Below are 22,357 nucleotides of genomic sequence, written 5' to 3'. Positions count from 1 at the left end.
AAAGCCCACCGCCAGGCCGATCACACCGGCGCCGGCAAGCAACGGCGTCACGTTCAGCCCAAGATTTGCCGCGGTAATGATGGCGGCAACGGTCAGCAGTCCCACGAACACCACGTTGCGGATCAGCGGCAGCATGGTGCGCGCGCGCATGCTCGGCCCGCGCCCCTTGCCGCGCGGCGCGTTCGGATTGAGCGCCTCCTGGATTCCCGTATCGATGATGATCCACACCAGCCACGAGACGAAAATGGTCAGCAGGATTGCACTGACCGCGTGCGTGATGCCGCGTGCGGCGACGCTTTCCTCCGCGAGATTCGCGAGCGAAAAACCCCAGAGATGCGACCAGAGCTCAAGAAACCCGAGCCAGATGAAAAGCACCAGCAGCCGGCCAAAGTACCTGACGAGCCGCCGCACATAAGCGGACTGCCGGCGGGTCTTGCGCTCCGGCAGCTTCGTGACGTGCAGCACGATCGCGCTGAGAAACAGGCCGATGACGAGCAGCCCGGCGCTGGCAATATCGAGTTGCAGCACATTTTCCGACGTACCGATCCCCGCCAGCGTCCCGATCACGGACACGGCAACAAGGAGCAGCATGGGCAAATGCCATAACGAGCCGAACACTTCGAACGTTTCGGTCGCGGCCTTATGGCGGCTGCGCTGCTCGTAGGAACGGCTGCGAATCAGATGGGCAACGGGCCGCTGGAACGCGAGCGCGAAGTAGCCGGTGAGGATAGCGGCGCACATGTTTGCGATGGTCGATATCAGCGCCGACAAGTTCGTTCCGAGCTGCTGGGCCACGTCATAGTTGGCGGCGGCGTCCCCGAGCGCGCCAAGCGTGCCGATCACGAACAGCAGGCGGCGCGCATGGACGATCAGCACGTTCACCGCCACCCTGCGGTGCGCCGAACCAAACAGCGAAAACATGATCAGGCAGATCGACGAGAAAATCGCGCCCGCGACGATCGCGTAGGCCGTCACCATCGCAAGCGTCCGGCCGAGCGAAACCGGCATCATTCGCACGAACGTCAACGCCGCGACAAACGCGAACAAATAGGGCCCGACTCGGCGCAGTGTGAAAATCAGCAGTTCGCGGGTGCTCGGATTCGGATGCAGCCCGAAATGAATCTTGAAACGGGCATGGAGGCGTCTTTGAAGGTAGACGAGCAGGAAAGCGCATGCGCCCCAACCGGCAAGCGTGAGGAAAAAGTTGAGCAAGGTGCGGCCGAACGGTTCGCGGCTCTGCCCCGAGGCGATGGTGTACAACTCGTTGCCCGCGGCGTTCAGACGGCCGCCCCAGTAGTTGAGCGGCGTGTGCCCGCGGCTGATATCGGCTTCGATGTTCGACAGACCCGACGCAATTGCCCCCAGCAGCCCGGTCTTCGGCGTGATCGCCGCGACGACGGAGGACGCCGCCGACGTAGAACTTGCCGGCGGCGCCTCGGCCGCCGCGCTCGCTGCTGATGCGGAATCATCCGCAGACGTCGCGCTGGCTGTAACGGGTGGCAGCGTGCCCGATTCGGCATCGCGCTTCGCGTCACGCAGCTTCTTCAGTTGGGCGACAAGCGCCGTGCGCTGGCGGTCGCTGTCGAGTGCGGAGATCACCGTGTCGAGCGAGCGTGTCAGGTCGGCGTTGGTCGCGGCACCCGCAGGCGTATCCGACGCCCCGGTTGTGAACGCGGGGACAGCCGCTGCGTCCGAAGCGGCTGGCGGGCTGACCAGTTCCTGAAATGACGGCAGTGCAAGCGCTGGCGGCGCCGCGTGCGCGTCGGGAGAAAAACCGGTCATGGCGGCGAAAAACATCGCAGCAAAGACCAGCGCGCCAGCGAGCGCCCGGATTCGGCTTGGCTTCATGGCGGTGTGGAAGATGTAAAAGACCGCCAGTTTAGCCGTTGTCCCGAAATTATCTTTAGACGAAACGGTCAGGTGCGTAACGAAATGTAGCCGGGAAAAACCAGTAGCCGCGCCGCTCGCTCCAGCTTATTTATCCATGTCGGCGCGCGCGTTGCCCGGATCTGATGAAGCCGACGGTGCTCCTGAACCGGCCGCGCCGGTGCCGGACACCCCACTCGCCGCCCCTTGGGAACCAGGCGTACCGCTTGCCGACCACCCTTGCAGCTTGCGTCCGGCCGTCTGCAAACCGGCTCCAGTATCGCTCGCCACGTTCGCGATGGCCGCATTCGTTGCGCTCGCGGCCCCGTCCAGATTGGCGCGGGCCGTGGCCGCTACGCCGCTCGCCGACAAATCCGGCAGGGTTCCCGCCGACTCGACATTCTGCTGTGCGGACTGCTTGACCGAGTCGACGTGCTGTCCGACATAGTTGGCGGCCTGGTCGAATTTCTGGCCCGCCTGACTCGCAACGTTGTTCAGCGCACCCATGGCCTGCCCGGCCGCGGCGTCGTGTTTTTCGCAAGCAGCAAGAAAGCCGATCACGATCACTGCGCTCGCCAGCCGGTTCATTCCTTTCGTTCGCAACTTGTTCATTTCTCGTCTTCCTTGCCCGGTGTGCGTGTCGCCGCACGCCAGAAGTCCATTCCTGAGTTCAATCGATTGCACCAGACAAATGATAACTGCCGAAGCCCGCCGCCTCTATTTTGGAGCGCGACATTAGCCGTTGCGCCTAATCTTCAGCATTCAAAACAGCCCTTTCACGGGGCGACCGATCCGGAGTGTTAACAATCCGACCTCCTTTCAGACCCTTCTGATTCAATTCGTGAGTGACCCTTCTTATAGTGCGGACCATCCTTGATTTCTACATTGAAGTGTCGTCATGAGTCTCATGAACTTGCTGGTCGCATTTGTCGCGGGACTGATCCTGTTTGAACCCTTCACGCGCGCACCCGTCTCGCGATCCGTTCGATTTACCGGGCATCGCAATCGCGCGAAGCGCGCGTTCTTTCAGGCGGGCGCGGCGTTGCTGGCGGCACTGATCATAGCGACCAGCGAGCCGTCGCCTCAGTTGGTTTCCCCGCTCCTGGTCCTGAGCAGTTCGGTATTGCTCATGCTCGCGGGGATTTATTGGGCCTGGCGCGGGACGCGCCTGCTCAAACCGGGAAAGATGTTCTCGACGCATTGAGGCTATCGGTACGCGCGTTATGTGGGGTGCTACACATTTCTATTCGACGACTCCGATAAGAATCGACGCTTGGCAGGAGACAACGAGATGGAAGACGGCACTGCCTAGTTCACCTGAAATTACTAAACAAACCTTTCCGCGAGCGGAAAGACGTAAAAAATAGGATGCCGTACGGATTAGGATTACGCGGTCTGAGGTATATAGATCGAGTGTCACGGCGCTTCAGGCGGCACGTTTAAGCGGGACAGGGGCGAAAAAAAAGGCGCTACGTTGCCGTAGCGCCTTAAAAGTTCTAGCCATTCCGAGGGCCGTGCTAGAACCTGAGAGCTGGTGATCAATTGGCTGGCGAGTCGTTAAAGCGTCTCTAACCAGTCTTTCGAAATCGGGTTCCATTTTTTACGTTAAGCGAAACCGAGTCAAGCGAAATTTCGGGGGGTGAGCGACTATCCAACGGTACGGTACACGGGTTTAATGACAAAAACGGGTCCAGCGAATGCATCTTATGGTCGCTGATTGGTACGATTCCGATAAGCGGGACGCCCGTCACCGGTCAGCATCAACGATCGGCAGCAAACGTCCTTCCCAACGAAACCAAGTTCCGAAAAATAAATGCACACAACTGAGAGCCGGCCAGCGAGCCGGGAAAAAGAAAAAGGGCGCGACGGAGAAGAAGTAGTTGCGTTGTCACGTGGACTGGATGTTCTAAGGCGGATTGCAGCGGCTGATGCACCGGTAAGCAACCGGGAGCTTGCAGAGTGGACGGGCATACCGAAGCCGACCATCTCGCGCCTGACAGCGACCCTGGTCAGCGCCAACCTGCTGTTTCAATTACCCGACAGTGAGCGGTTCGTGCTCACGGCATCAGTGCTCGAGCTAAGCAACGGATTCCTGCGCAACTTCGATATCCGGGCACGCGCACGGCCGTTTCTCATCGCGCTGGCTGACCGGACGACCTTGAGCGTTCATCTGGCTGTCCGCGACCGCCTGGACATGGTCGTCATCGATACTATCCGGCCACGCTCGGCGGTACTCGTGTCTCGACTGGAAGTGGGCGCGCGCATGGATCTCGGGCGGACCGCGGTCGGCCGGGCGTACCTGGCTGCGTTGGGCGAGGCTGACCGCGACAGTCTGGTCGAAAGCCTGCGCATTGCGTCGGGCGATGACTGGCCGAGCATCGACAGCGGTTTGAAGACCGGACTCGAAGACGCCTTGCGCCGCGGGTTTGCCATGTCGACCGGCGAGTGGCATCACGGGCTGAATGCAGTCGCGGCCGGTTTTGTCGGTCCGTCCGGCCAGCGTTACGCGGTGAACTGCGGTGGCGCCGAATACCAGGCTCCCCTTGACGTGCTGCTCGAAACGGTAGCGCCGGCGCTGCTTGAATGTGTCGCAAGAATCACCAATGAGATCGGTGGCACGCCGACTGCGCGCCTGAGCGAGTAAAGCCTTGCTTGTGCCGATGCTGCGCCGGTCGTAGTGGCGCAGCATCGATTATTTCGGTTTCCTGTCGGGCGCTCGTCTCGACCAAAGCTTTCATTACTATTTCAAGACGTGCCTTTGTCGCGCGCTCTTGCGGCCCACAGCGCAATTTCCAGCATAGCGTTCATCGCCCGATGCTCTCCTGCAGCACGAGCAAGGTCCTGTAACGCTCGTAATCAATCGAAAGAAAGATAACTGGACTGCAAGGAAGCGCGGGACGTAGCATCATGCTTCGCGCGCCCGGCCACCGCTTAAAAGCTATCATTCGACGCTTCGTGCAACCGCTTTGGACGCCACAACGCCCCTGCCCGGCCTCACGCGGTCGCCGCCACGGCATCAAAACCGGCCTGTTCAAGGCCTGCTTTCGACCGTCAGTGCGAGCGCTCGGCAAGGCCGCTCGGCCGCGCATCAAGACACTGCTTCAAGAAACCTTTTCCGAGCCCACCGACTCACCGAGCCACTGAAACGATGGACGAACAAAAAAACCACTCAACGCCACCGCCTCATACTGAACCGCGTTCGCCCATCTCCCAGGCTTCCACACCCCGTCCACCCGCTTCACGCCCCCGCAGCCGCAAATTGCTGTGGATCGTGGTGCTGGTGCTGGTCTTGATCGGCTTGTTCGCGTGGCATCCGTGGAACCGGGGAAGCCCGGACAACGCGCAGCAAGCGCGGCAGGGAGGCGGCAGGCGTGGTGGCGGCCCCGGCATGGGCGCGCAGCCTCAGCCGGTGCATGTCGCGAACGTGACGCAAGGTGAAATGCCGGTGGTGATCAACTCGCTCGGGACGGTCACGCCGCTGGCGTCGGTGATCGTCAAGACGCAGATCAACGGCACGCTGCAGGAAGTCGCGTTCCGTGAAGGCCAGATGGTCAAAAAGGGCGATCTGCTCGCACAAGTCGACCCGCGTCCCTACGAAATTTCGCTGCGCAACGCGCAGGGCACGCTCGCGAAGGACCAGGCGTTGCTCCAAACCGCCCGGCTCGATCTGCAGCGCTACAAGGTGCTGCTATCGCAGGATTCCATCGCGAGTCAGCAGGTGGATACGCAGGCCTCGCTCGTGCAACAGCTCGAAGGGACGGTCAAGTCCGACCAGGCGAACGTGGACACATACAAGCTCGACCTCAATTACGCGCGCATCACGGCGCCGGTATCGGGCCGCGTCGGCTTGCGGCAAGTGGATCCAGGCAACTACGTGACCACCGGCGACGCAAACGGCGTGGTCGTCATCACGCAGCTCCAGCCTATCAGCGTGATCTTCACGACGTCCGAGGACAACCTGACCGCCATCCTGAAGCCGCTTCATGCGGGCTCGAAGATGTCGGTGACCGCTTACGACCGGGCCAATACAACGTCGCTGGAAAGCGGTTACCTCGAAACGGTCGACAACCAGATCGACACCACCACCGGCACCGTCAAGCTTCGCGCGACCTTCGACAATAAGGAGTCTTTGCTGTTTCCAAATCAGTTCGTGAATACGAAGCTGCTCGTCGATGTCATCAAGGACGCGACCATCGTTCCGACGCCCGCGGTGCTCAACGGGTCATCGGGCGCATTTGTGTATGTGGTCAAGCCGGACAACACGGTGACGGTGCGCAATGTGAAGATCGGCCCGGTGGATGGCGAGCGCACCAGCATCAGGACAGGTCTGCAGGTGGGCGAACGCGTGGTGATCGACGGGTCGGACCGGCTGAAGGAAGGCGCGAAGATCACCATTCCGGCCGATGCACCGAAAGGCGCGTCAGGTGCAGCGGCGGCGTCGGGGGCATCGGGCGCGCATGGCGCTTCCGGCACGCATCATGGCCGTCACCGCCCGCAGCCGCAATAACGCATTGATGCTCCCTAACCGCACCGATACCGCATGAATCCATCGCGTCCCTTTATTCTGCGTCCGGTCGGCACGGCGCTGCTGATGGCGGCGATCATGCTGGTCGGCCTCGTTGCGCTGCGCTTCCTGCCGCTGTCCGCACTGCCGGCTGTCGACTATCCGACCATCCAGGTGCAGACGTTCTACCCGGGCGCATCGCCGGATGTAATGACCACGTCGGTGACCGCGCCGCTCGAGAAACAGTTCGGGCAGATGGCGAGCCTGAACCAGATGTCGTCGCAGAGTTCCGCGGGCGCCTCGGTCATCACGCTGCAATTCAGTCTCGACTTGCCGCTCGATATTGCCGAGCAGGAAGTGCAGGCCGCAATCAACGCAGCGGGCAATCTGCTGCCGTCCGACCTCCCCGCGCCACCGATCTACGCGAAGGTGAATCCCGCCGACGCTCCGATCATCACGCTCGCGATCAGCTCGAAGACCCTGCCGCTCACGCAAGTCCAGGATCTCGCCGATACCCGTCTCGCGCAGAAGATCTCGCAAGTCGCAGGCGTGGGTCTGGTCTCGGTCAGCGGCGGCAACCGGCCCGCCGTGCGAATCCAGGCGAACACGCGCGCGCTGGCGTCGTACGGATTGAATATCGACGACTTGCGCACGACCATTGCGAACCTGAACGTCAATACGCCGAAGGGCAATTTCGATGGCCCGTCGCGCGCCTACACCATCAACGCGAACGACCAGCTCACCGATGCCAACGCCTACCAGAGCGCGGTCATCGCGTACAGGAACGGTCGGCCGGTGATGCTGACGGACGTGGCCACCGTGGTGTCGGGTCCGGAAAACACGAAGCTCGGCGCATGGGTGGACAACACGCCGGCCATCATCTTGAACGTGCAGCGCCAGCCGGGCGCGAACGTGATCGCGGTCGTCGACGGTATCAAGAAGATCCTGCCGCAGTTGCAAGCGGCGCTGCCCGCCGCGCTCGACGTGCGCATTGTCACCGACCGCACCACGACCATCCGCGCGTCCGTGCGCGACGTGCAGTTCGAACTGGCGCTTTCCGTGGTGCTGGTCGTGCTCGTGATCTACCTGTTCCTCGCGAACATCTGGGCCACGCTGATTCCAAGCTTGTCGGTGCCGGTCTCGCTGATCGGTACGCTTGCCGTCATGTACCTGTGCGGTTTCTCGCTCGATAACCTCTCGTTGATGGCGTTGACCATTGCGACCGGCTTCGTGGTCGATGACGCCATCGTCATGATCGAGAATATCGCCCGCTACGTGGAAGAAGGCGAAGGACCGCTCGAAGCCGCGCTGAAGGGCTCGAAGCAGATCGGCTTCACGATCATCTCGCTGACGGTTTCGCTGATCGCGGTGCTGATCCCGCTGCTTTTCATGGGCGATGTCGTCGGCCGCCTGTTCCATGAGTTCGCAATCACGCTGGCCGTGACCATCGTGATTTCGGCAATCGTGTCGCTGACACTCGTGCCCATGTTGTGCGCGAAACTGCTGCGCCATACGCCGCCGACCGAGACGCACCGGTTCTCGGCGCGGGCGCATCAGTTCATCGATTACGTGATTGGACGGTATGCCGTCGCGCTCACGTGGGTGCTCGACCGGCAGCGCTCCACGCTGGTCGTCGCGCTGCTCACGCTCGTGTTCACTGCCCTGCTCTATATCTGGATTCCGAAAGGTTTCTTCCCGATCCAGGATACAGGCGTGATCCAGGCGATCACGCAGGCGCCGCAAGCCGCTTCGTATCAGGCGGTGGCACAGCAGCAGCAGGCGCTCGCCGCGCAGATCCTGAAGAACCCGGACGTCGAAAGCCTGACGTCGTTCATTGGCGTGGACGGCACCAACATCACGCTGAACAGCGGCCGGATGCTGATCAACCTCACGCCGCGCGACGACCGCAGCAGCACGTCGAGCGACGTGATCCGCAACCTGCAGCAGGATGTGGCGAACATCCCCGGCATCCGGCTTTATATGCAGCCGGTGCAGGACCTGACCATCGACTCCACGGTCAGCCCGACGCAATACCAGTTCATGCTGACCGATCCCAATTCGGCCGAGTTCGCCGAATGGGTGCCAAAGCTGACGGCACGTCTGCAGCAATCGCCGGAACTCGCCGATGTCGCCACCGACCTGCAGCAGAACGGGCAATCGGTGTATGTGGAAATCGATCGCTCGACGGCGGCGCGTTTCGGCATCACCCCTGCAACCGTTGACAACGCGCTCTACGATGCATTCGGCCAGCGCATCATCTCGACCATCTTCACGCAGTCCAACCAGTACCGCGTGATCCTCGAGAACGAACCAAGCGACGCGCATTACAGCGAAATCCTGAGCGGCATCTATCTGCCGTCATCGACGGCGTCGAACGGGCAAGTGCCCTTATCCGCAATTGCGACGTTCCACGAACGCGCCGCGCCGCTGCTCATCACTCACCTCGGCCAGTTCCCGGCGACCACGGTGTCGTTCAACCTCGCGCCCGGCGCGTCGCTCGGCGCGGCCGTGAAGGCCATCGAACAGGCGAAGCAGGACATCGGCCTGCCGGCGTCGTTCCAGATCCGCTTCCAGGGCGCCGCACTCGCGTTCCAGGCATCACTTTCGAACGAGCTGTTCCTGATCCTCGCCGCGATCGTCACCATGTATATCGTGCTCGGTGTGCTGTATGAGAGCTTCATCCATCCGATCACGATTCTCTCGACACTGCCCTCCGCCGGCGTCGGCGCGCTGCTCTCGCTGATGATCACGGGGCACGATCTCGACATCATCGGGATCATCGGCATTGTGTTGCTGATCGGGATTGTGAAGAAAAACGCCATCATGATGATCGACTTCGCGCTGGAGGCCGAGCGCGAGCAAGGCAAGACGCCGCGCGAAGCCATCTACCAGGCGTGCCTGCTGCGCTTCCGGCCCATCCTGATGACGACCATGGCCGCGCTTCTCGGTGCGTTGCCGCTGATGCTCGGCTGGGGCGCGGGTTCGGAACTCAGGCGGCCGCTGGGGATCGCTATCGTGGGTGGTTTGATCGTGTCGCAGGCGCTCACGCTGTTCACCACGCCGGTGATCTATCTCGGCTTCGATTCGCTCGGCCGCCGTGTGCGTGCGCGTTTTAACCGGAACGCGCCGCCTCGCCCCGCGGCGGACGTGGAGTAAGCGCATGAACCTGTCGCAACCGTTCATCGCGCGCCCGGTCGCCACCACGCTGCTGGCAATCGGCATTGCGCTCGCTGGCCTCTTCGCGTTCACCAAGCTGCCGGTCGCGCCGCTGCCGCAAGTCGATTTTCCGACCATTTCCGTGCAGGCGAGCTTGCCGGGCGCGAGTCCCGAAACGGTCGCGACCAGCGTGGCAAGCCCGCTGGAGCGCCACCTCGGTTCGATTGCGGACGTCACCGAAATGACGTCGCAGAGCTCGGTGGGCGCAGCGCGGATCACGTTGCAATTCGGCTTGAACCGCGACATCGATGGCGCCGCGCGCGATGTGCAGGCCGCCATCAACGCGGCGCGCGCCGATCTGCCGGCGTCGTTGCGAAGCAATCCGACGTACCACAAGGTGAATCCCGCCGACGCGCCGATCCTGATCCTGGCGTTGTCCTCGCCGACCCGAACGGCCGGCTCACTCTACGATTCCGCCGCGACGGTGCTGCAACAGACATTGTCGACAGTGCCGGGCGTCGGCGAGGTCGATGTAAGCGGCTCGGCGAATCCCGCCGTGCGCGTGGAACTCGAACCGGGCGCGCTGTTTCACTACGGCATTGGCCTGGAAGACGTGCGTGCCGCGCTGGCATCGGCGAATGCGAACAGTCCCAAGGGCGCAATCGAGTTCAACGGCACGCACTTCCAGCTCTACACCAACGACCAGGCCACGAAGGCCGCGCAATATCGCGACCTTGTGGTGGCGTACCGCAACGGCGCGGCCGTGCATCTGAGCGACGTAGGCGAAGTGGTCGATTCGGTCGAAGACCTGCGCAATCTCGGCCTGATCAACGGCAAGCGCGCCGTGCTCGTGATCCTGTATCGCCAGCCGGGCGCGAACATCATCGATACCATCGATCGCGTGAAGGCCATGGTTCCGCAATTGCAGGCCGCCCTTCCCGCCGACATCGAGATCACGCCGACTGCCGACCGGTCGACCACGATCCGCTCGTCGCTGCACGACACGGAAGCCACGCTGATCATTGCGGTGGCGCTGGTCGTGATGGTCGTGTTCCTGTTCCTGCGCAACTGGCGCGCGACGCTGATTCCGAGCGTGGCCGTGCCCATATCGATTATCGGCACGTTTTCGGCCATGTATCTGCTCGGGTTTTCACTCGATAACCTCTCGCTGATGGCGTTGACCATCGCGACCGGTTTCGTGGTCGATGACGCCATCGTTGTGCTTGAAAACATCTCGCGGCATATAGAAAACGGCGTGCCGCGCATGAAAGCCGCCCTTCTCGGTGCGCAGGAAGTCGGGTTCACGGTGTTATCGATGAGCATTTCGCTCGTCGCCGTGTTCCTGCCGATTCTGCTGATGGGCGGCATTGTCGGACGGCTGTTCCGGGAATTTGCGCTGACGCTGTCGCTGGCGATTGCCGTGTCGCTGGTTGTATCGCTGACTGTTACGCCCATGATGTGCGCGCGGCTCTTGCAGGAGCCGCACAACCAGAAGCCGCCGGGCCGTTTCTCGCGCTGGCTCGAACGCCAGTTCGACGCCATGCAGCGCGGCTATGGACGCACGCTGGGCGTGGCGCTCGCGCATCCGCGAATCGTCTTGCTGGTGCTGATCGCGACGGTCGGGCTGAACGTTTATTTGTACATCATCGTGCCGAAGGGATTTTTCCCGCAGCAGGACACCGGGCGGATCGTCGGCGGAATTCAGGCTGACCAGAGCACGTCATTCCAGGCGATGAAGGGCAAGTTCTCCGACATGATGAAGATCGTGCAGGCCGATCCTGCGGTAGAAAGCGTCGCGGGTTTCACGGGTGGCCGGCAGACCAATTCGGGCTTCATGTTCATCTCGCTGAAACCCAAGAAAGAGCGCAAGGTTTCCGCCGATGCCGTGATCCAGCGCCTGCGTCCGGCGTTGTCCAACGTCGCGGGGGCCCGCACGTTCCTGCAAGCCGTTCAGGATATCCGCTCGGGCGGCCGGCAATCGAACGCGCAATACCAGTTCACGCTGCTCGCGGATTCCACGGCCGACCTCTACAAGTGGGGACCGAAACTCACCGACGCCCTGCTCGCCCGCCCCGAACTCGCCGACGTCAATTCCGACCAGCAGCAAGGCGGGCTGGAATCGTTCGTCACGTTCGACCGCGCAACCGCGGCGCGTTATGGCATCAAACCGGCGCAGATCGACAACACGCTTTACGATGCCTTCGGCCAGCGCCAGGTATCAACCATTTATAACGAGCTGAGCCAGTACCACGTGGTGATGGAACTCGCGCCGAAGTACTGGCAAGACCCGGAGATGCTCAAGCAGATCTACATCAGCACGTCGGGCGGGTCGGCGAACGGGGCGGCATCGACAAACGCGACGACCACCACGGCTTCCACTTCCGCGACCAGCGTCACCACCGCCGCCGATGCCTCGACGAGCGTGAACAGCGCGCTTGCGCTTGCGTCCATTCGCAACAGCGCGACCAACGCCATTGCGGCAAGCGGAAAGTCGAGTTCGTCGTCGGGCGCGGCGGTCTCGACGTCGAAGGAAACCATGATCCCGCTCTCGTCCATCGCCAAGTTCGGGCCGGGGAATACGCCGCTTTCGGTCAATCACCAGAGCCAGTTCGTGGCGTCGACCATCTCGTTCAATTTGCCGCCGGGCAAGTCGCTGTCTGACGCAACTGCAGCAATCTACGAGACGATGGCGACCATCGGCGTGCCAGCCACGGTTCGCGGCAGTTTTGCGGGCACGGCGCAGCAGTTCCAGGATTCCACGAAGGACCAGCCGATCCTGATCCTCGCGGCGCTCGCGGCGGTGTATATCGTCCTGGGGATTCTTTACGAAAGCTACATCCACCCGATCACGATTCTCTCCACGCTGCCTTCGGCCGGGATCGGTGCATTGCTTGCGCTGCTGCTGTTTCGCACCGAGTTCAGCATCATTGCGTTGATCGGCGTGATCCTGCTGATCGGGATTGTGAAGAAGAACGCCATCATGATGGTCGACTTCGCGATCCAGGCGCAGCGGCACGGGGCATCGACTTCACGCGAGGCAATCGAGGAAGCATGCCTGCTGCGCTTTCGTCCGATCATGATGACCACCGCCGCCGCGTTGCTTGGCGCGTTGCCGCTGGCATTCGGAACGGGCGAAGGATCGGAAATGCGCGCCCCGCTCGGGATCGCAATCGTGGGTGGCCTGATCGTGAGCCAGTTGCTGACGCTTTACACCACACCGGTCGTTTATCTTTATATGGACCGGATCCGGATCTGGTCGGAGAATCGCCGGGCGCGCAGAGGTCCGCAACGACCGGCAAGCGTGACGGAATGAGACGCTTCAATAACAAGCCCTAAGCAGGATTCCCCAAAATGGCTTAACGTTTCCGTCTGCCCACCAATAGAAGGAGCGTTTCAGCGATGAAAGTCCTGCTCATCGGCGCAAATGGCCGCACCGGCCGTCACGTTGCCCGGCAACTGCGTGCCGCATCTCTTCCTTTCAAGGTCCTGCTGCGCAAATCGGCGCAACGCGGTGAGTTCGCGGCGCTCGGCGCGCAAATCGTGCTGGGCGATCTGACGCACGATTTCTCCCATGCCTTCGATGACGTCACGCACGTCGTTTACGCGGCGGGATCGGCGGAAAGCGAAGGCGTGAACGAGGAACGCGCGATCGACCGCGACGCCGTTCAACGCACGGCCGACTACGCCAAACGCCGCCGCACGCAGCAACTCGTCGTGATCAGCGCGATCTCGGCGTATTGGCCGGAATCAAGCACGCTCCAACTCAAGCACTACTCGAAGATGAAACGCGAAGCCGACGATTACGTGCAGGCAAGCGGCGTGCCGTATGTCATCTTGCGTCCGGGGGCGCTATCCGATGAAACCGGCCGGGGCACGATCGCGCTCGCAACCAATCGCAACGCCAGTACGTTGCCGGTGTCACGCGACGACGTGGCGCGCGTGACAGTGGCGTGCATTACCCGCGACGTGCGCGACGAGGTGATCGGTTTTGTCGGCGGCGACACGCCCATAGACGTGGCGCTCGACACCGTTCAGACCGCGCCGACCAGCCGGTAGCCCACGCCCGTCTCGGTCACGATGTGCTCGGGCTGGGCGGCGTCGCGTTCGAGCTTCTGCCGTAGATGCGCCATGTAGATGCGCAAATAGTGGTGGCTTTCCACATGTGAAGGCCCCCACACTTCGCGCAACAGCTGACGATGCGTCAATACCCGGCCCGAATGCCGCACGAGCGTGGAAAGCAGCCTGTATTCGATCGGCGTGAGATGCACGGCCGCGCCTGCACGGGTCACCTGACGCAGGCCGAGATCGATGGACACTTCGCCGAATTTCACCAACGGCGATTCACTCGATGCCGCCTGGTTGCGCCGGCGCAAATGCGCGCGAATTCGCGCCATCAGTTCCGATACGCCAAAGGGCTTGGTCAGGTAGTCGTCCGCGCCGGCATCGAGCGCGGCGACCTTTTCTTCCTCTTGCGTACGCGCCGATAGAACGATCACCGGCAGCTCCGTCCAGCTCCGCAGCTCGCGTATCACGTCGAGACCATCCGTATCCGGCAAACCAAGATCCACGATCAGCAGGTCGGGCTTGCGCGTGGCCGCTTCCACCAGGCCTTGCTTGCCCGTTTCCGCTTCGTGCACGGTGATGCCTTCGGCCTCGAGCGACGCACGCACGAAGCGGCGAATCTGCTTTTCGTCCTCGATCAGCACGACGGTGACAGTAGGTTCGCTCATGCGCTTTTCGGGTCGGACTGAGGGAAATCGGCGAAGTCCTGTTCGACTTCATCGAAGAGAGAAGGGACGGGCGGCGCGGGCTCGACCGGCAGCGTGAACCAGAAGCGCGCGCCTTCTATTTGCGTATCTCGAGCGGTCGCGCTCAGGCGATTGTCAGCGCCGATCGTACCACCATGGGCCTCCACGATCGCGCGGCAGATCGAGAGCCCGAGGCCAATACCCGGCTTTGCCGACTCCTTCTCCCCACGCGTGAATTTCTCGAAGACGCGGTCTTCCATATTCGCTGGAAGACCGGGCCCGTTATCGTCTATGTACACACGCACAAAGGGCTTTCCACCCGCGCTGATGTTCTGCGCGCCGATCACGAGTTTCGAGCCTGTCGGCGTGTACTTGGCAGCGTTCTCCAGCAGATTCGAGAAGAGCCGTTCCATCAGCACGGCATCGAGTTGCAGGAACGGCAGGTCGGCCGGCAAGCGGACGTCGACCGGACGGCCATCCAGCACTCGGCGACACGCGCGCAACGCGGCCCCGACCGTTTCTTCGAGCAACGACCATTGCAGGTTCAGGCGCAAGCCACCGGCTTGCAGCCGAGCCATATCGAGCAGGTTTGTCACGATACTCGTCATGCGCAGCGATTCGTCGTGAATCGCCGAGATCAACTCGGCATTTGCCGGCGAACGGGCGTCGCCATGGGCTTGCGCCAGCATCGATGCAAATCCCACGATAGTTGTAAGCGGCGTGCGCAGATCGTGCGAGATTGCGGACAGCAGCGAGTTTCGAAGACGCTCGGACTCCATGCTGACAAGCGCATCACGGGCGATGTCCACGTAATGCACGCGTTCCAGCGCAAGCGCGATCTGCGCGGCAAACGCATCGAGCATGCGCTTCTGCTCGGGCACCTCGAGTTCACTGGCGTTGTGCGTCATCACCGCGAGCACGCCACGCGTTCGCATTGGCGCCTTCAGCGGCAAATAAAGCGCTGCGGCGGCCGGCAACGTATCGGTCCCTCGCCCGGCCGGCTTTTGCTGGTCGTAGACCCATTGGCCGACATCGAGATCAAGCGCACTTTCCTCGAGTAACAAGGCTGTGGCCGAAGGTTCCGAAGGGTCAAGTTTCTGGCGGACTTTATCGGCGGAATCGGGGAGCAAGATGGCGACTTTCGCGCGAAACACTTCGCTGACATGACGCATGCCGATACCCACGATCTGCTCGGTCGCGAGCGCCGCGCCGAGTTCACCCGCCATGGCATACATGGCGCCCGTGCGGCGTTCGCGTTTCGATGCAACGCGTGCTTCGCGCCGCAGACTCGACGTCAGGTGACTGATCACCAGCGAAGTCAGCAACATGCCGGTGAAGGTCAGCAGATATTGCGTGTCCGTGACCGACAACGACATGCGCGGCGGCACAAAAAAGAAGTCGAAGGCGGCTACGCTCAGGAACGACAGAAGCACGCCCGGACCGCGCCCGATTCGCGCTGCCGTATAGATCACGCCGACCAGATATAGCATCACGAGATTGGTGAGATCGAAGCGGTCACGAATCTGGCTGGCAAGCACCGTGATGACTGCGCAGATGGCGACGGCGTACAGGTAGCCACGCGGCGCCGAGCGTTGCTCGCGGGCAGCGCCCAACGTGTCTCGCCATTCACCTCCGACAGCTTTGTCTTTCTGCGTCAGCGCTGGGTTCTTCTCACCTTCGCGGGCGCGAATCAGCGTAAGGTCGAGGTCCCCTGCGCGCTCCGCCAGCCGCTCACCAAACGGCCGTTTTAGCCAGCGATCAAAACCACGTCGCGCCGACGCTCCTGCAACAAGCTTCGATGCATTGCGAGCCTGCGCATAACCAATCAGCGTAGCGACGGCATCCGCGCCAGCCAGCGTGACCGTCTCCGCGCCGAGTTCGGCCGCGAGCTTCAGCGCGGCGAGGGTGCGTTCGCGACGGGCATCGGACAGTTTTTGCAAGCGCGGTGTTTCGACGTACACCGCGATCCAGTCGGAACGCAGACTGGCAGCGAGCCGTGCCGCTGCGCGCACGAGGGTAGGCGCTTCCGGCCCGGGACCGATGCAGACTACCAGCCGTTCACGCGCCTGCCAGATGCGCTCGATAGACCGGTCCGCCCGATACTCACGCATCTGGGCATCGACGCGATCCGCCGTGCGCCGCAGCGCCAGTTCCCGTAGCGCGATCAGATTGCCCTTGCGGAAGAAATTGCGCACGGCATGTTCTGCCTGCTGCGGCATGTACACCTTGCCGTCACGCAGCCGTTCCAGCAGCTCTTCGGGCGGAAGGTCCACGAGCGTCACTTCGTCGGCCTGATCCAGCACGCGGTCAGGAACCGTCTCGAACACGCGGATCTGCGTGATCTGGCCGACGATGTCATTCAGGCTTTCCAGATGCTGGACGTTGACGGTGGTGTAGACATCGATACCCGCGTCGAGCAGCTCATGCACGTCCTGCCAGCGTTTCAGATGACGCGCGCCGGGGACGTTGGAATGCGCGAGTTCATCGACGAGAATCAGTTGCGGATGGCGCAGCAAGGCGGCGTCGAGATCGAAGTCCTGCAGCGAATGGCCGCGGTACGCGATCTGCGCAAGCGGCAGGTGTTCCAGGTCCTCGGTGAGCGCGGCGGTCTCGGTCCGGCCATGCGTTTCCACGATGCCGATAACTACATCGTCGCCCTGCTCCTTGCGCCGCCGCGCGGCAAGCAGCATGGCGTAGGTCTTCCCCACGCCGGCCGATGCGCCAAAAAATATCTTCAGCCGTCCGCGATGACGCTTTTCTTCTTCTCTTTGCAGCTTGTCCAGCAGCTCGTCTGGGTTCGGGCGGTTCATTTTCTGGTGTTCAGGAGCGGTCGCATGCCTGGCGGGAACGAGCATATCGACGCGAAGACCCGGCGCGTCGGTATGCGACTGTCCCAGTATGCTTAACTGGGGCTGACTTGTATCCTCCGCCGTTTGGCCTATGACGTCTGCACAGCCTGCGATGGCTCGAACATTAAGCGCGTTGGCATAAAGACCGGATCAAAGGTCGATGCGCGAGCATAAAAATTGTGTAAAGAAAGAGCGCGGCGCCAGCTCCGTCCATACCCGGTCAGCGCCGCGCCATGTCATTCGCTCAAGGTTGCAGGATCGTCGACCCGGTCGTCCGGCGTGCTTCTAGATCCTCGTGAGCCCTTGCCGCTTCCGAGAGCGGATAACGCTGGCGCACGCTCGTCTTGACCTGCCCCGTCGTCAATACATCGAAGAGCTCAGCGGCCATCTGCTCGAGATCGCTGCGCTTGGCGATATAACTGAACAACGTCGGGCGCGTGAAATAAAGCGACCCGCGCCCGGCGAATTCCGATGAGTCGATCGGCGGCAACGGACCCGACGTATTGCCGAAGCTCACGAACATGCCGAGCGGTGCGAGGCAATCCAGCGACGCCGTATACGTGTCCTTGCCGATCGAATCGTAGACCACGGGAACGCCCGCGCCATTCGTGATTTCACGCACACGCTTCGTGAAATCCTCCCGCGTATAGACGATCGGATGATCGCAGCCATGCGCCTTGGCGAGCGCTGCTTTTTCGTCCGATCCGACCGTGCCGATCACGGTCGCACCGAGCGCCTTCGCCCACTGGCAGGCAAGCATGCCAACTCCGCCCGCGGCGGCGTGAATCAGTACAGTGTCGCCCGCCTTCACACGATAGGTCCTGCGCAACAGATACTGCGCGGTCAGACCCTGCAGCATCACGGAGGCAGCGTCCTCGTAGCTGATAGCCTCGGGCAGGCTCACCACATATTGCGTCGACATGACGCGTTCCTCGGCATAGGCGCCCGGCGGCCGCGACGCATAGGCCACCCGGTCACCGACCTTGAACCCGGTCACGCCCTCACCCACTGCGGTGACCTCGCCCGCCGCTTCCATGCCGATGCCACCCGGCAACGGCATCGGATAAAGCCCGGTTCGGAAATACACGTCGATATAGTTCAGGCCCACCGCGTGATGCTTCACGCGGATTTCGCCTTTGCCCGGCGCGCCCACTTCCACATCGACCCATTTCAATACTTCGGGGCCGCCCGTTTTTTCGAATCGAATTGCTTTTGTCACTGTTGTCTCCGTGTTGAGGGCGCTCGCGCGTCCAATGACCAGCAAACGCAACGCCAAGCCTGGTTTAGCGGCCCTATCTAAGCGGCCCTGCCCAGGCGCAGCTTCAAGTCGTCGAGAATCATGCGCGCCGTTGCGAGGTTCGTGGCGCACGCGACGTTATGGACGTCGCAGGCGCGAACCAAAGCGTTGATGTCCGGCTCGTGCGGCTGTGGCGTCATGGGGTCGCGCAGGAAGATCACCAGGTCGACCCGGCCCTCCGCCAGTTCAGCGCCAATCTGCAGGTCGCCGCCAAACGGCCCGGACAACTTGCGCTCCACCTCCAGTCCGTGAGCTGCCGCGATACGCGCGCCGGTCGTGCCCGTTGCCAGCAGCCGGCACTGCGCGAGCGTCGCCGCGAACTCGCCGGCCAGCGCCACGATGTCATCCTTTTTCATGTCGTGCGCGATCAGCGCGACGCGTGGGTTCATCGAATGTCTCTCTGTCATGGGTTGTTATTGGTTCGGTGCCGATACTTCAATACATCGATACGTCAGTAAGTGCCCGGATACGCGCCGCCGTCGATCAGCAGGTTTTGTCCCGTGATGTACCCCGCATGCACGCTGCACAAATAAGCGCACGCCTTGCCGAACTCTTCCGGCGAGCCGAAGCGGCCGGCGGGCAACTTGCTCATGCGGCGCTTCTTGGCTTCTTCCACGCTGATGTTGTTCGCCTTCGCGTCGGCCGCGAACGTGGTGACGAGGCGGTCGGTGTCGAAGGAACCTGGCAGCAGGTTGTTGATGGTCACGCCGCTTGCCGCCACCTTGCGCGACAATCCCGCGATAAACCCCGTCAGCCCCGAACGCGCGCCGTTCGACAAGCCCAGCACGTCGATAGGCGCCTTCACCGACGAACTCGTGATGTTCACGATCCGCCCGAAACCCCGTTCGATCATGCCGTCGAGCGTCTGCTTGATCAGCTCGATAGGCGTGAGCATGTTCGAGTCGAGCGCCTTGATCCAGTCATCGCGGGAAAACTGGCGGAAGTCGCCCGGCGGCGGACCACCGGCGTTATTCACGAGAATGTCGGGCGCCGGACAAGCGGCCAGCGCCGCCGCGTGCCCCTCCGGCGAGGTGATGTCGCAGGCGACCGCCGTCACGTTCACGCCATAGTTCGTTCGAATGTGCTCCGCCGTGGCTTCCAGCGGCCCCGCCGTGCGCGCCACGATCACGAGGTTGACGCCTTCGGCGGCCAACGCTTCCGCGCAGCCGCGCCCCAAACCCTTGCTGGCTGCACATACGAGCGCCGTGCGCCCCTTGATTCCCATGTCCATTGCTGTCCCTTTGTAGTTGTCCGCTAGTTGCCCGCGCTTTGACAGGTTTGCACCGGTCAAAGCGGGATTTCGAATGTCGGCCGGATCCCGGCTCGCAATCATGCATTGGATCGCATGATGCAATTCTAGAAGAATGAGGGATCGGACGTCGGCCGTGCAATAGACCGGATGGCCTGTCGCCCGCAATCTCCACTTTCAGCGCCCCTAATTTGGGTAAACTGGCGGCACTGCCCAAGCTCAGCAATTGAAACCGCCCTGCACGCGCGGTTTGAAAGCAGCCGCACCGACAATCTGCGTCACAAGCATGACCCGAATCCACATTTAATGCCGCGGCAACCGCGCGAACACCATGAACCAGGACAGCCGCTTTCCGAATCTTTTCATCCTCAACCACCCGCTGATCCAGCACAAGCTGACTCACATGCGGGACAAGGACACGTCCACCCGTACATTCCGCGAATTGCTGCGCGAAATCACGCTGCTGATGGGTTACGAGATCACGCGCAACCTGACACTGACCACGAAGCGTGTCGAGACACCGCTCGTCACCATCGACGCACCTGTCATTGCGGGCAAGAAGCTCGCCATCGTGCCCGTGCTGCGCGCCGGCATCGGCATGTCGGACGGGCTGCTGGACCTGATTCCGTCGGCACGCGTGGGGCACATCGGGGTGTATCGGGCGGAAGATCACCGGCCGGTCGAGTATCTCGTGCGCCTGCCCCCGGATCTCGAGGAGCGCGTGTTCATCTTGTGCGACCCGATGCTCGCGACCGGCTATTCGGCAGTGCACGCGGTCGACGTCATGAAACGGCGCAAGGTGCTGGGTGAAAACATCATCTTCGTCGCGCTGGTCGCGGCGCCTGAAGGCGTGAAGGTTTTCTCCGATGCCCACCCTGACGTGAAGCTTTACGTCGCCTCGCTCGATTCCCATTTGAACGAGCATGCATACATTGTCCCGGGCCTGGGGGACGCCGGCGACCGGCTGTTCGGCACCAAGAACTGACGGAAAGCCCGGCGAACCTACGGCTCATCGCGTCGCCGCCATAGGGCCAATGCCTGCCGGACGGGCGCGCCATGATAAAATTCGGGTCCGCCAAATGCGTTGATGCAGCATTGAGGCAGCCTTGCCGCGGTTTTTTCGCGCCCGGCAGGCCCCGTCATGTAAGCAGCGGGAACATACATGTCGGCTGGCGAAAAACGCTGCGCAGGGAAGCTGAAAGAAAGCTGCACCAAGCTGCATAAGGCGGCGACATTGACACACAGGCGTGCGAGAACAGCTCGGGCGCGATGGAGAAAGGTATGGCGGGTCATTCAAAATGGGCCAACATCAAGCATAAGAAAGCGGCCACCGACGCCAAGCGCGGCAAGGTCTGGACGCGTCTTATCAAGGAAATTCAGGTTGCAGCGCGCATGGGCGGCGGAGAAATCGACACAAATCCGCGCCTGCGGCTCTCCGTCGAGAAGGCGTACGACGCCAACATGCCCAAGGACAACATCAACCGCGCGATCCAGCGCGGGGTGGGCGGCGTGGACGGCGCGACCTACGAAGAAATCCGCTACGAAGGTTATGGCATTGGCGGCGCGGCGATCATCGTGGACACCATGACGGACAACCGGACCCGCACGGTTGCGGAAGTGCGCCACGCGTTCTCGAAGTTCGGCGGCAACATGGGCACGGACGGATCGGTCGCGTTCATGTTCGACCACGTCGGCCAGTTCCTGTACGCACCCGGCACGCCGGAAGACAAGCTGATGGAAGCGGCGCTCGAAGCGGGCGCGGACGACGTGGTGACGAACGACGATGGCAGCATGGAAGTGGTGTGTCCGGCCAACGACTTTCAAAAGGTGAAGGACGCGCTGGAAGCTGCCGGCTTCAAGGCTGAAGTCGCCGAAGTGATCATGAAACCGCAGACTGAAGTCGAATTCACGGGCGAAGACGCCGCGAAAATGCAGAAATTGCTCGATGCGCTGGAAAATCTTGACGACGTGCAAGAGGTTTATACCAACGCAACAATCGACGAAGAGTAACGCGGGTTGGTAAGGGGCTTGTCTTTCACGCGCTGGAAATTGCAGCAGGCGAAGTCGAGAACCCAAAGCATTTCTGGCCCGATTGGTGCATGCGCGTTCAGCAGCCGTTCCGGGTCTGCAGAGAAACAAGCCGCAAACGGCTTTTGACGGCCGGGTTTAAAGACGCGAAGTCGTGTGACGCAGCCGTTATCGGCGCGAGCCCTCTTCTCTCTCTCATGATCCCTGCGGCCACTGACAGTCAGCCGGAATGCAGCAAAGCAAAACTGCGGAGGCGCGGTGAACCGGTTCAGGAAGAACTCACCGGTTCGCGCTGCCAGCCGCCACGAATTTCTTAAGGTCTTCGAGGTTTAAATGAAGTTACTCGTCGTCGGTTCGGGCGGTCGCGAACATGCGCTCGCGTGGAAGCTCGCGCAGTCGCCGCGCGTGCAGATGGTTTATGTCGCGCCGGGTAACGGCGGCACGGCTCAGGACGAACGTCTGCTGAATGTCGACATCACGGATCCAGCCGCACTCGCCGATTTCGCCGAGAAAGAGCAGATTGCGCTGACCGTGGTCGGCCCCGAAGGCCCGCTCGCGGCGGGTATTGTCAACCTGTTCCGCTCGCGCGGCCTGAAGATCTTCGGCCCGACCAAAGAAGCGGCGCAACTCGAAAGCTCGAAGGACTTTGCCAAGGCGTTC

General features: G+C 62.0%; 15 protein-coding genes and 1 pseudogene. 9 read left to right on the top strand and 7 right to left on the bottom strand.

Annotation, left to right across the window (positions count from 1 at the left end):
* Positions 1-1,848, bottom strand: a 1,848-nt coding sequence (locus ACFFAR_RS03960; protein ID WP_375507545.1) for a mechanosensitive ion channel protein MscS, incomplete at its 3' end; no start/stop codon positions are given.
* Between the two features lie 126 nt (positions 1,849-1,974).
* The gene (locus tag ACFFAR_RS03955) at positions 1,975-2,478 is read right to left on the bottom strand and encodes a hypothetical protein (RefSeq protein ID WP_256701370.1); all 504 of its coding nucleotides are present in this window, start codon (positions 2,476-2,478) and stop codon (positions 1,975-1,977) included.
* Between the two features lie 286 nt (positions 2,479-2,764).
* Between ACFFAR_RS03955 and ACFFAR_RS03950 the strand changes: the two genes are divergently transcribed.
* From ACFFAR_RS03950 to ACFFAR_RS03925, 6 genes are all read left to right on the top strand, one after another.
* On the top strand, positions 2,765-3,070 hold the full coding sequence (locus ACFFAR_RS03950) for a hypothetical protein (protein WP_174362353.1): 306 nt from the start codon (positions 2,765-2,767) through the stop codon (positions 3,068-3,070).
* A 609-nt stretch (positions 3,071-3,679) separates the two neighbouring features.
* Complete coding sequence (locus ACFFAR_RS03945) at positions 3,680-4,510, top strand: IclR family transcriptional regulator (RefSeq protein WP_061999006.1); 831 nt, start codon at positions 3,680-3,682, stop codon at positions 4,508-4,510.
* A 504-nt stretch (positions 4,511-5,014) separates the two neighbouring features.
* Positions 5,015-6,373, top strand: coding sequence for an MdtA/MuxA family multidrug efflux RND transporter periplasmic adaptor subunit (locus ACFFAR_RS03940; protein ID WP_174362352.1), 1,359 nt, complete (start codon positions 5,015-5,017; stop codon positions 6,371-6,373).
* 33 nt (positions 6,374-6,406) lie between these two features.
* Positions 6,407-9,526: an MdtB/MuxB family multidrug efflux RND transporter permease subunit gene (locus ACFFAR_RS03935; protein WP_062169703.1), complete on the top strand. Its 3,120-nt coding sequence runs from the start codon at positions 6,407-6,409 to the stop codon at positions 9,524-9,526.
* A 4-nt stretch (positions 9,527-9,530) separates the two neighbouring features.
* On the top strand, positions 9,531-12,839 hold the full coding sequence (locus tag ACFFAR_RS03930) for an efflux RND transporter permease subunit (protein ID WP_075360534.1): 3,309 nt from the start codon (positions 9,531-9,533) through the stop codon (positions 12,837-12,839).
* Between the two features lie 86 nt (positions 12,840-12,925).
* Entirely contained in the window at positions 12,926-13,582 is a 657-nt protein-coding gene (locus ACFFAR_RS03925; RefSeq protein ID WP_174362350.1) for an NAD(P)H-binding protein, read from the top strand.
* Here ACFFAR_RS03925 and kdpE read toward each other — a convergent pair.
* From kdpE to ACFFAR_RS03900, 5 genes are all read right to left on the bottom strand, one after another.
* Complete coding sequence (kdpE, locus tag ACFFAR_RS03920; protein WP_174362349.1) at positions 13,558-14,256, bottom strand: two-component system response regulator KdpE; 699 nt, start codon at positions 14,254-14,256, stop codon at positions 13,558-13,560. The two genes, ACFFAR_RS03925 and kdpE, sit on opposite strands and share 25 nt — an antisense overlap.
* A complete protein-coding gene (locus ACFFAR_RS03915) occupies positions 14,253-17,084 on the bottom strand; it encodes a DUF4118 domain-containing protein (protein ID WP_174362348.1) in 2,832 nt (943 codons plus the stop codon). Before ACFFAR_RS03915 ends, kdpE begins: the two co-directional genes overlap by 4 nt.
* A gap of 283 nt (positions 17,085-17,367) precedes the next feature.
* Entirely contained in the window at positions 17,368-18,342 is a 975-nt protein-coding gene (locus tag ACFFAR_RS03910; protein WP_075360561.1) for a quinone oxidoreductase, read from the bottom strand.
* 77 nt (positions 18,343-18,419) lie between these two features.
* A complete protein-coding gene (locus tag ACFFAR_RS03905) occupies positions 18,420-18,809 on the bottom strand; it encodes a methylglyoxal synthase (RefSeq protein ID WP_062000785.1) in 390 nt (129 codons plus the stop codon).
* Positions 18,810-18,871: 62 nt separating this feature from the next.
* Positions 18,872-19,651: an SDR family oxidoreductase gene (locus ACFFAR_RS03900; RefSeq protein WP_174364775.1), complete on the bottom strand. Its 780-nt coding sequence runs from the start codon at positions 19,649-19,651 to the stop codon at positions 18,872-18,874.
* A 349-nt stretch (positions 19,652-20,000) separates the two neighbouring features.
* Between ACFFAR_RS03900 and upp the strand changes: the two genes are divergently transcribed.
* The 3 genes and pseudogenes from upp to ACFFAR_RS03885 form a co-directional block, all read left to right on the top strand.
* A complete protein-coding gene (gene upp, locus ACFFAR_RS03895) occupies positions 20,001-20,654 on the top strand; it encodes a uracil phosphoribosyltransferase (RefSeq protein ID WP_056352410.1) in 654 nt (217 codons plus the stop codon).
* 296 nt (positions 20,655-20,950) lie between these two features.
* Positions 20,951-21,679, top strand: coding sequence for a YebC/PmpR family DNA-binding transcriptional regulator (locus tag ACFFAR_RS03890; RefSeq protein ID WP_062000783.1), 729 nt, complete (start codon positions 20,951-20,953; stop codon positions 21,677-21,679).
* 351 nt (positions 21,680-22,030) lie between these two features.
* Positions 22,031-22,357: pseudogene (locus ACFFAR_RS03885) on the top strand (phosphoribosylamine--glycine ligase); the annotation flags it as partial.

Source organism: uncultured Caballeronia sp. (assembly GCF_964243625.1).
Classification (GTDB): domain Bacteria; phylum Pseudomonadota; class Gammaproteobacteria; order Burkholderiales; family Burkholderiaceae; genus Caballeronia.
The sequence above is the reverse complement of the archived record's forward strand: the minus strand, read 5'-3'. Positions and strand labels throughout refer to the sequence as shown.

Excerpts from the sequence above, each read along its gene's own strand:
- ACFFAR_RS03955 (WP_256701370.1), bottom strand. The coding sequence starts at position 2,478 with ATGAACAAGTTGCGAACGAAAGGAATGAACCGGCTGGCGAGCGCAGTG.
- ACFFAR_RS03950 (WP_174362353.1), top strand. The coding sequence starts at position 2,765 with ATGAGTCTCATGAACTTGCTGGTCGCATTTGTCGCGGGACTGATCCTG.
- ACFFAR_RS03945 (WP_061999006.1), top strand. The coding sequence starts at position 3,680 with ATGCACACAACTGAGAGCCGGCCAGCGAGCCGGGAAAAAGAAAAAGGG.
- ACFFAR_RS03940 (WP_174362352.1), top strand. The coding sequence starts at position 5,015 with ATGGACGAACAAAAAAACCACTCAACGCCACCGCCTCATACTGAACCG.
- ACFFAR_RS03935 (WP_062169703.1), top strand. The coding sequence starts at position 6,407 with ATGAATCCATCGCGTCCCTTTATTCTGCGTCCGGTCGGCACGGCGCTG.
- ACFFAR_RS03930 (WP_075360534.1), top strand. The coding sequence starts at position 9,531 with ATGAACCTGTCGCAACCGTTCATCGCGCGCCCGGTCGCCACCACGCTG.
- ACFFAR_RS03925 (WP_174362350.1), top strand. The coding sequence starts at position 12,926 with ATGAAAGTCCTGCTCATCGGCGCAAATGGCCGCACCGGCCGTCACGTT.
- kdpE (WP_174362349.1), bottom strand. The coding sequence starts at position 14,256 with ATGAGCGAACCTACTGTCACCGTCGTGCTGATCGAGGACGAAAAGCAG.
- ACFFAR_RS03915 (WP_174362348.1), bottom strand. The coding sequence starts at position 17,084 with ATGAACCGCCCGAACCCAGACGAGCTGCTGGACAAGCTGCAAAGAGAA.
- ACFFAR_RS03905 (WP_062000785.1), bottom strand. The coding sequence starts at position 18,809 with ATGAACCCACGCGTCGCGCTGATCGCGCACGACATGAAAAAGGATGAC.
- ACFFAR_RS03900 (WP_174364775.1), bottom strand. The coding sequence starts at position 19,651 with ATGGACATGGGAATCAAGGGGCGCACGGCGCTCGTATGTGCAGCCAGC.
- upp (WP_056352410.1), top strand. The coding sequence starts at position 20,001 with ATGAACCAGGACAGCCGCTTTCCGAATCTTTTCATCCTCAACCACCCG.
- ACFFAR_RS03890 (WP_062000783.1), top strand. The coding sequence starts at position 20,951 with ATGGCGGGTCATTCAAAATGGGCCAACATCAAGCATAAGAAAGCGGCC.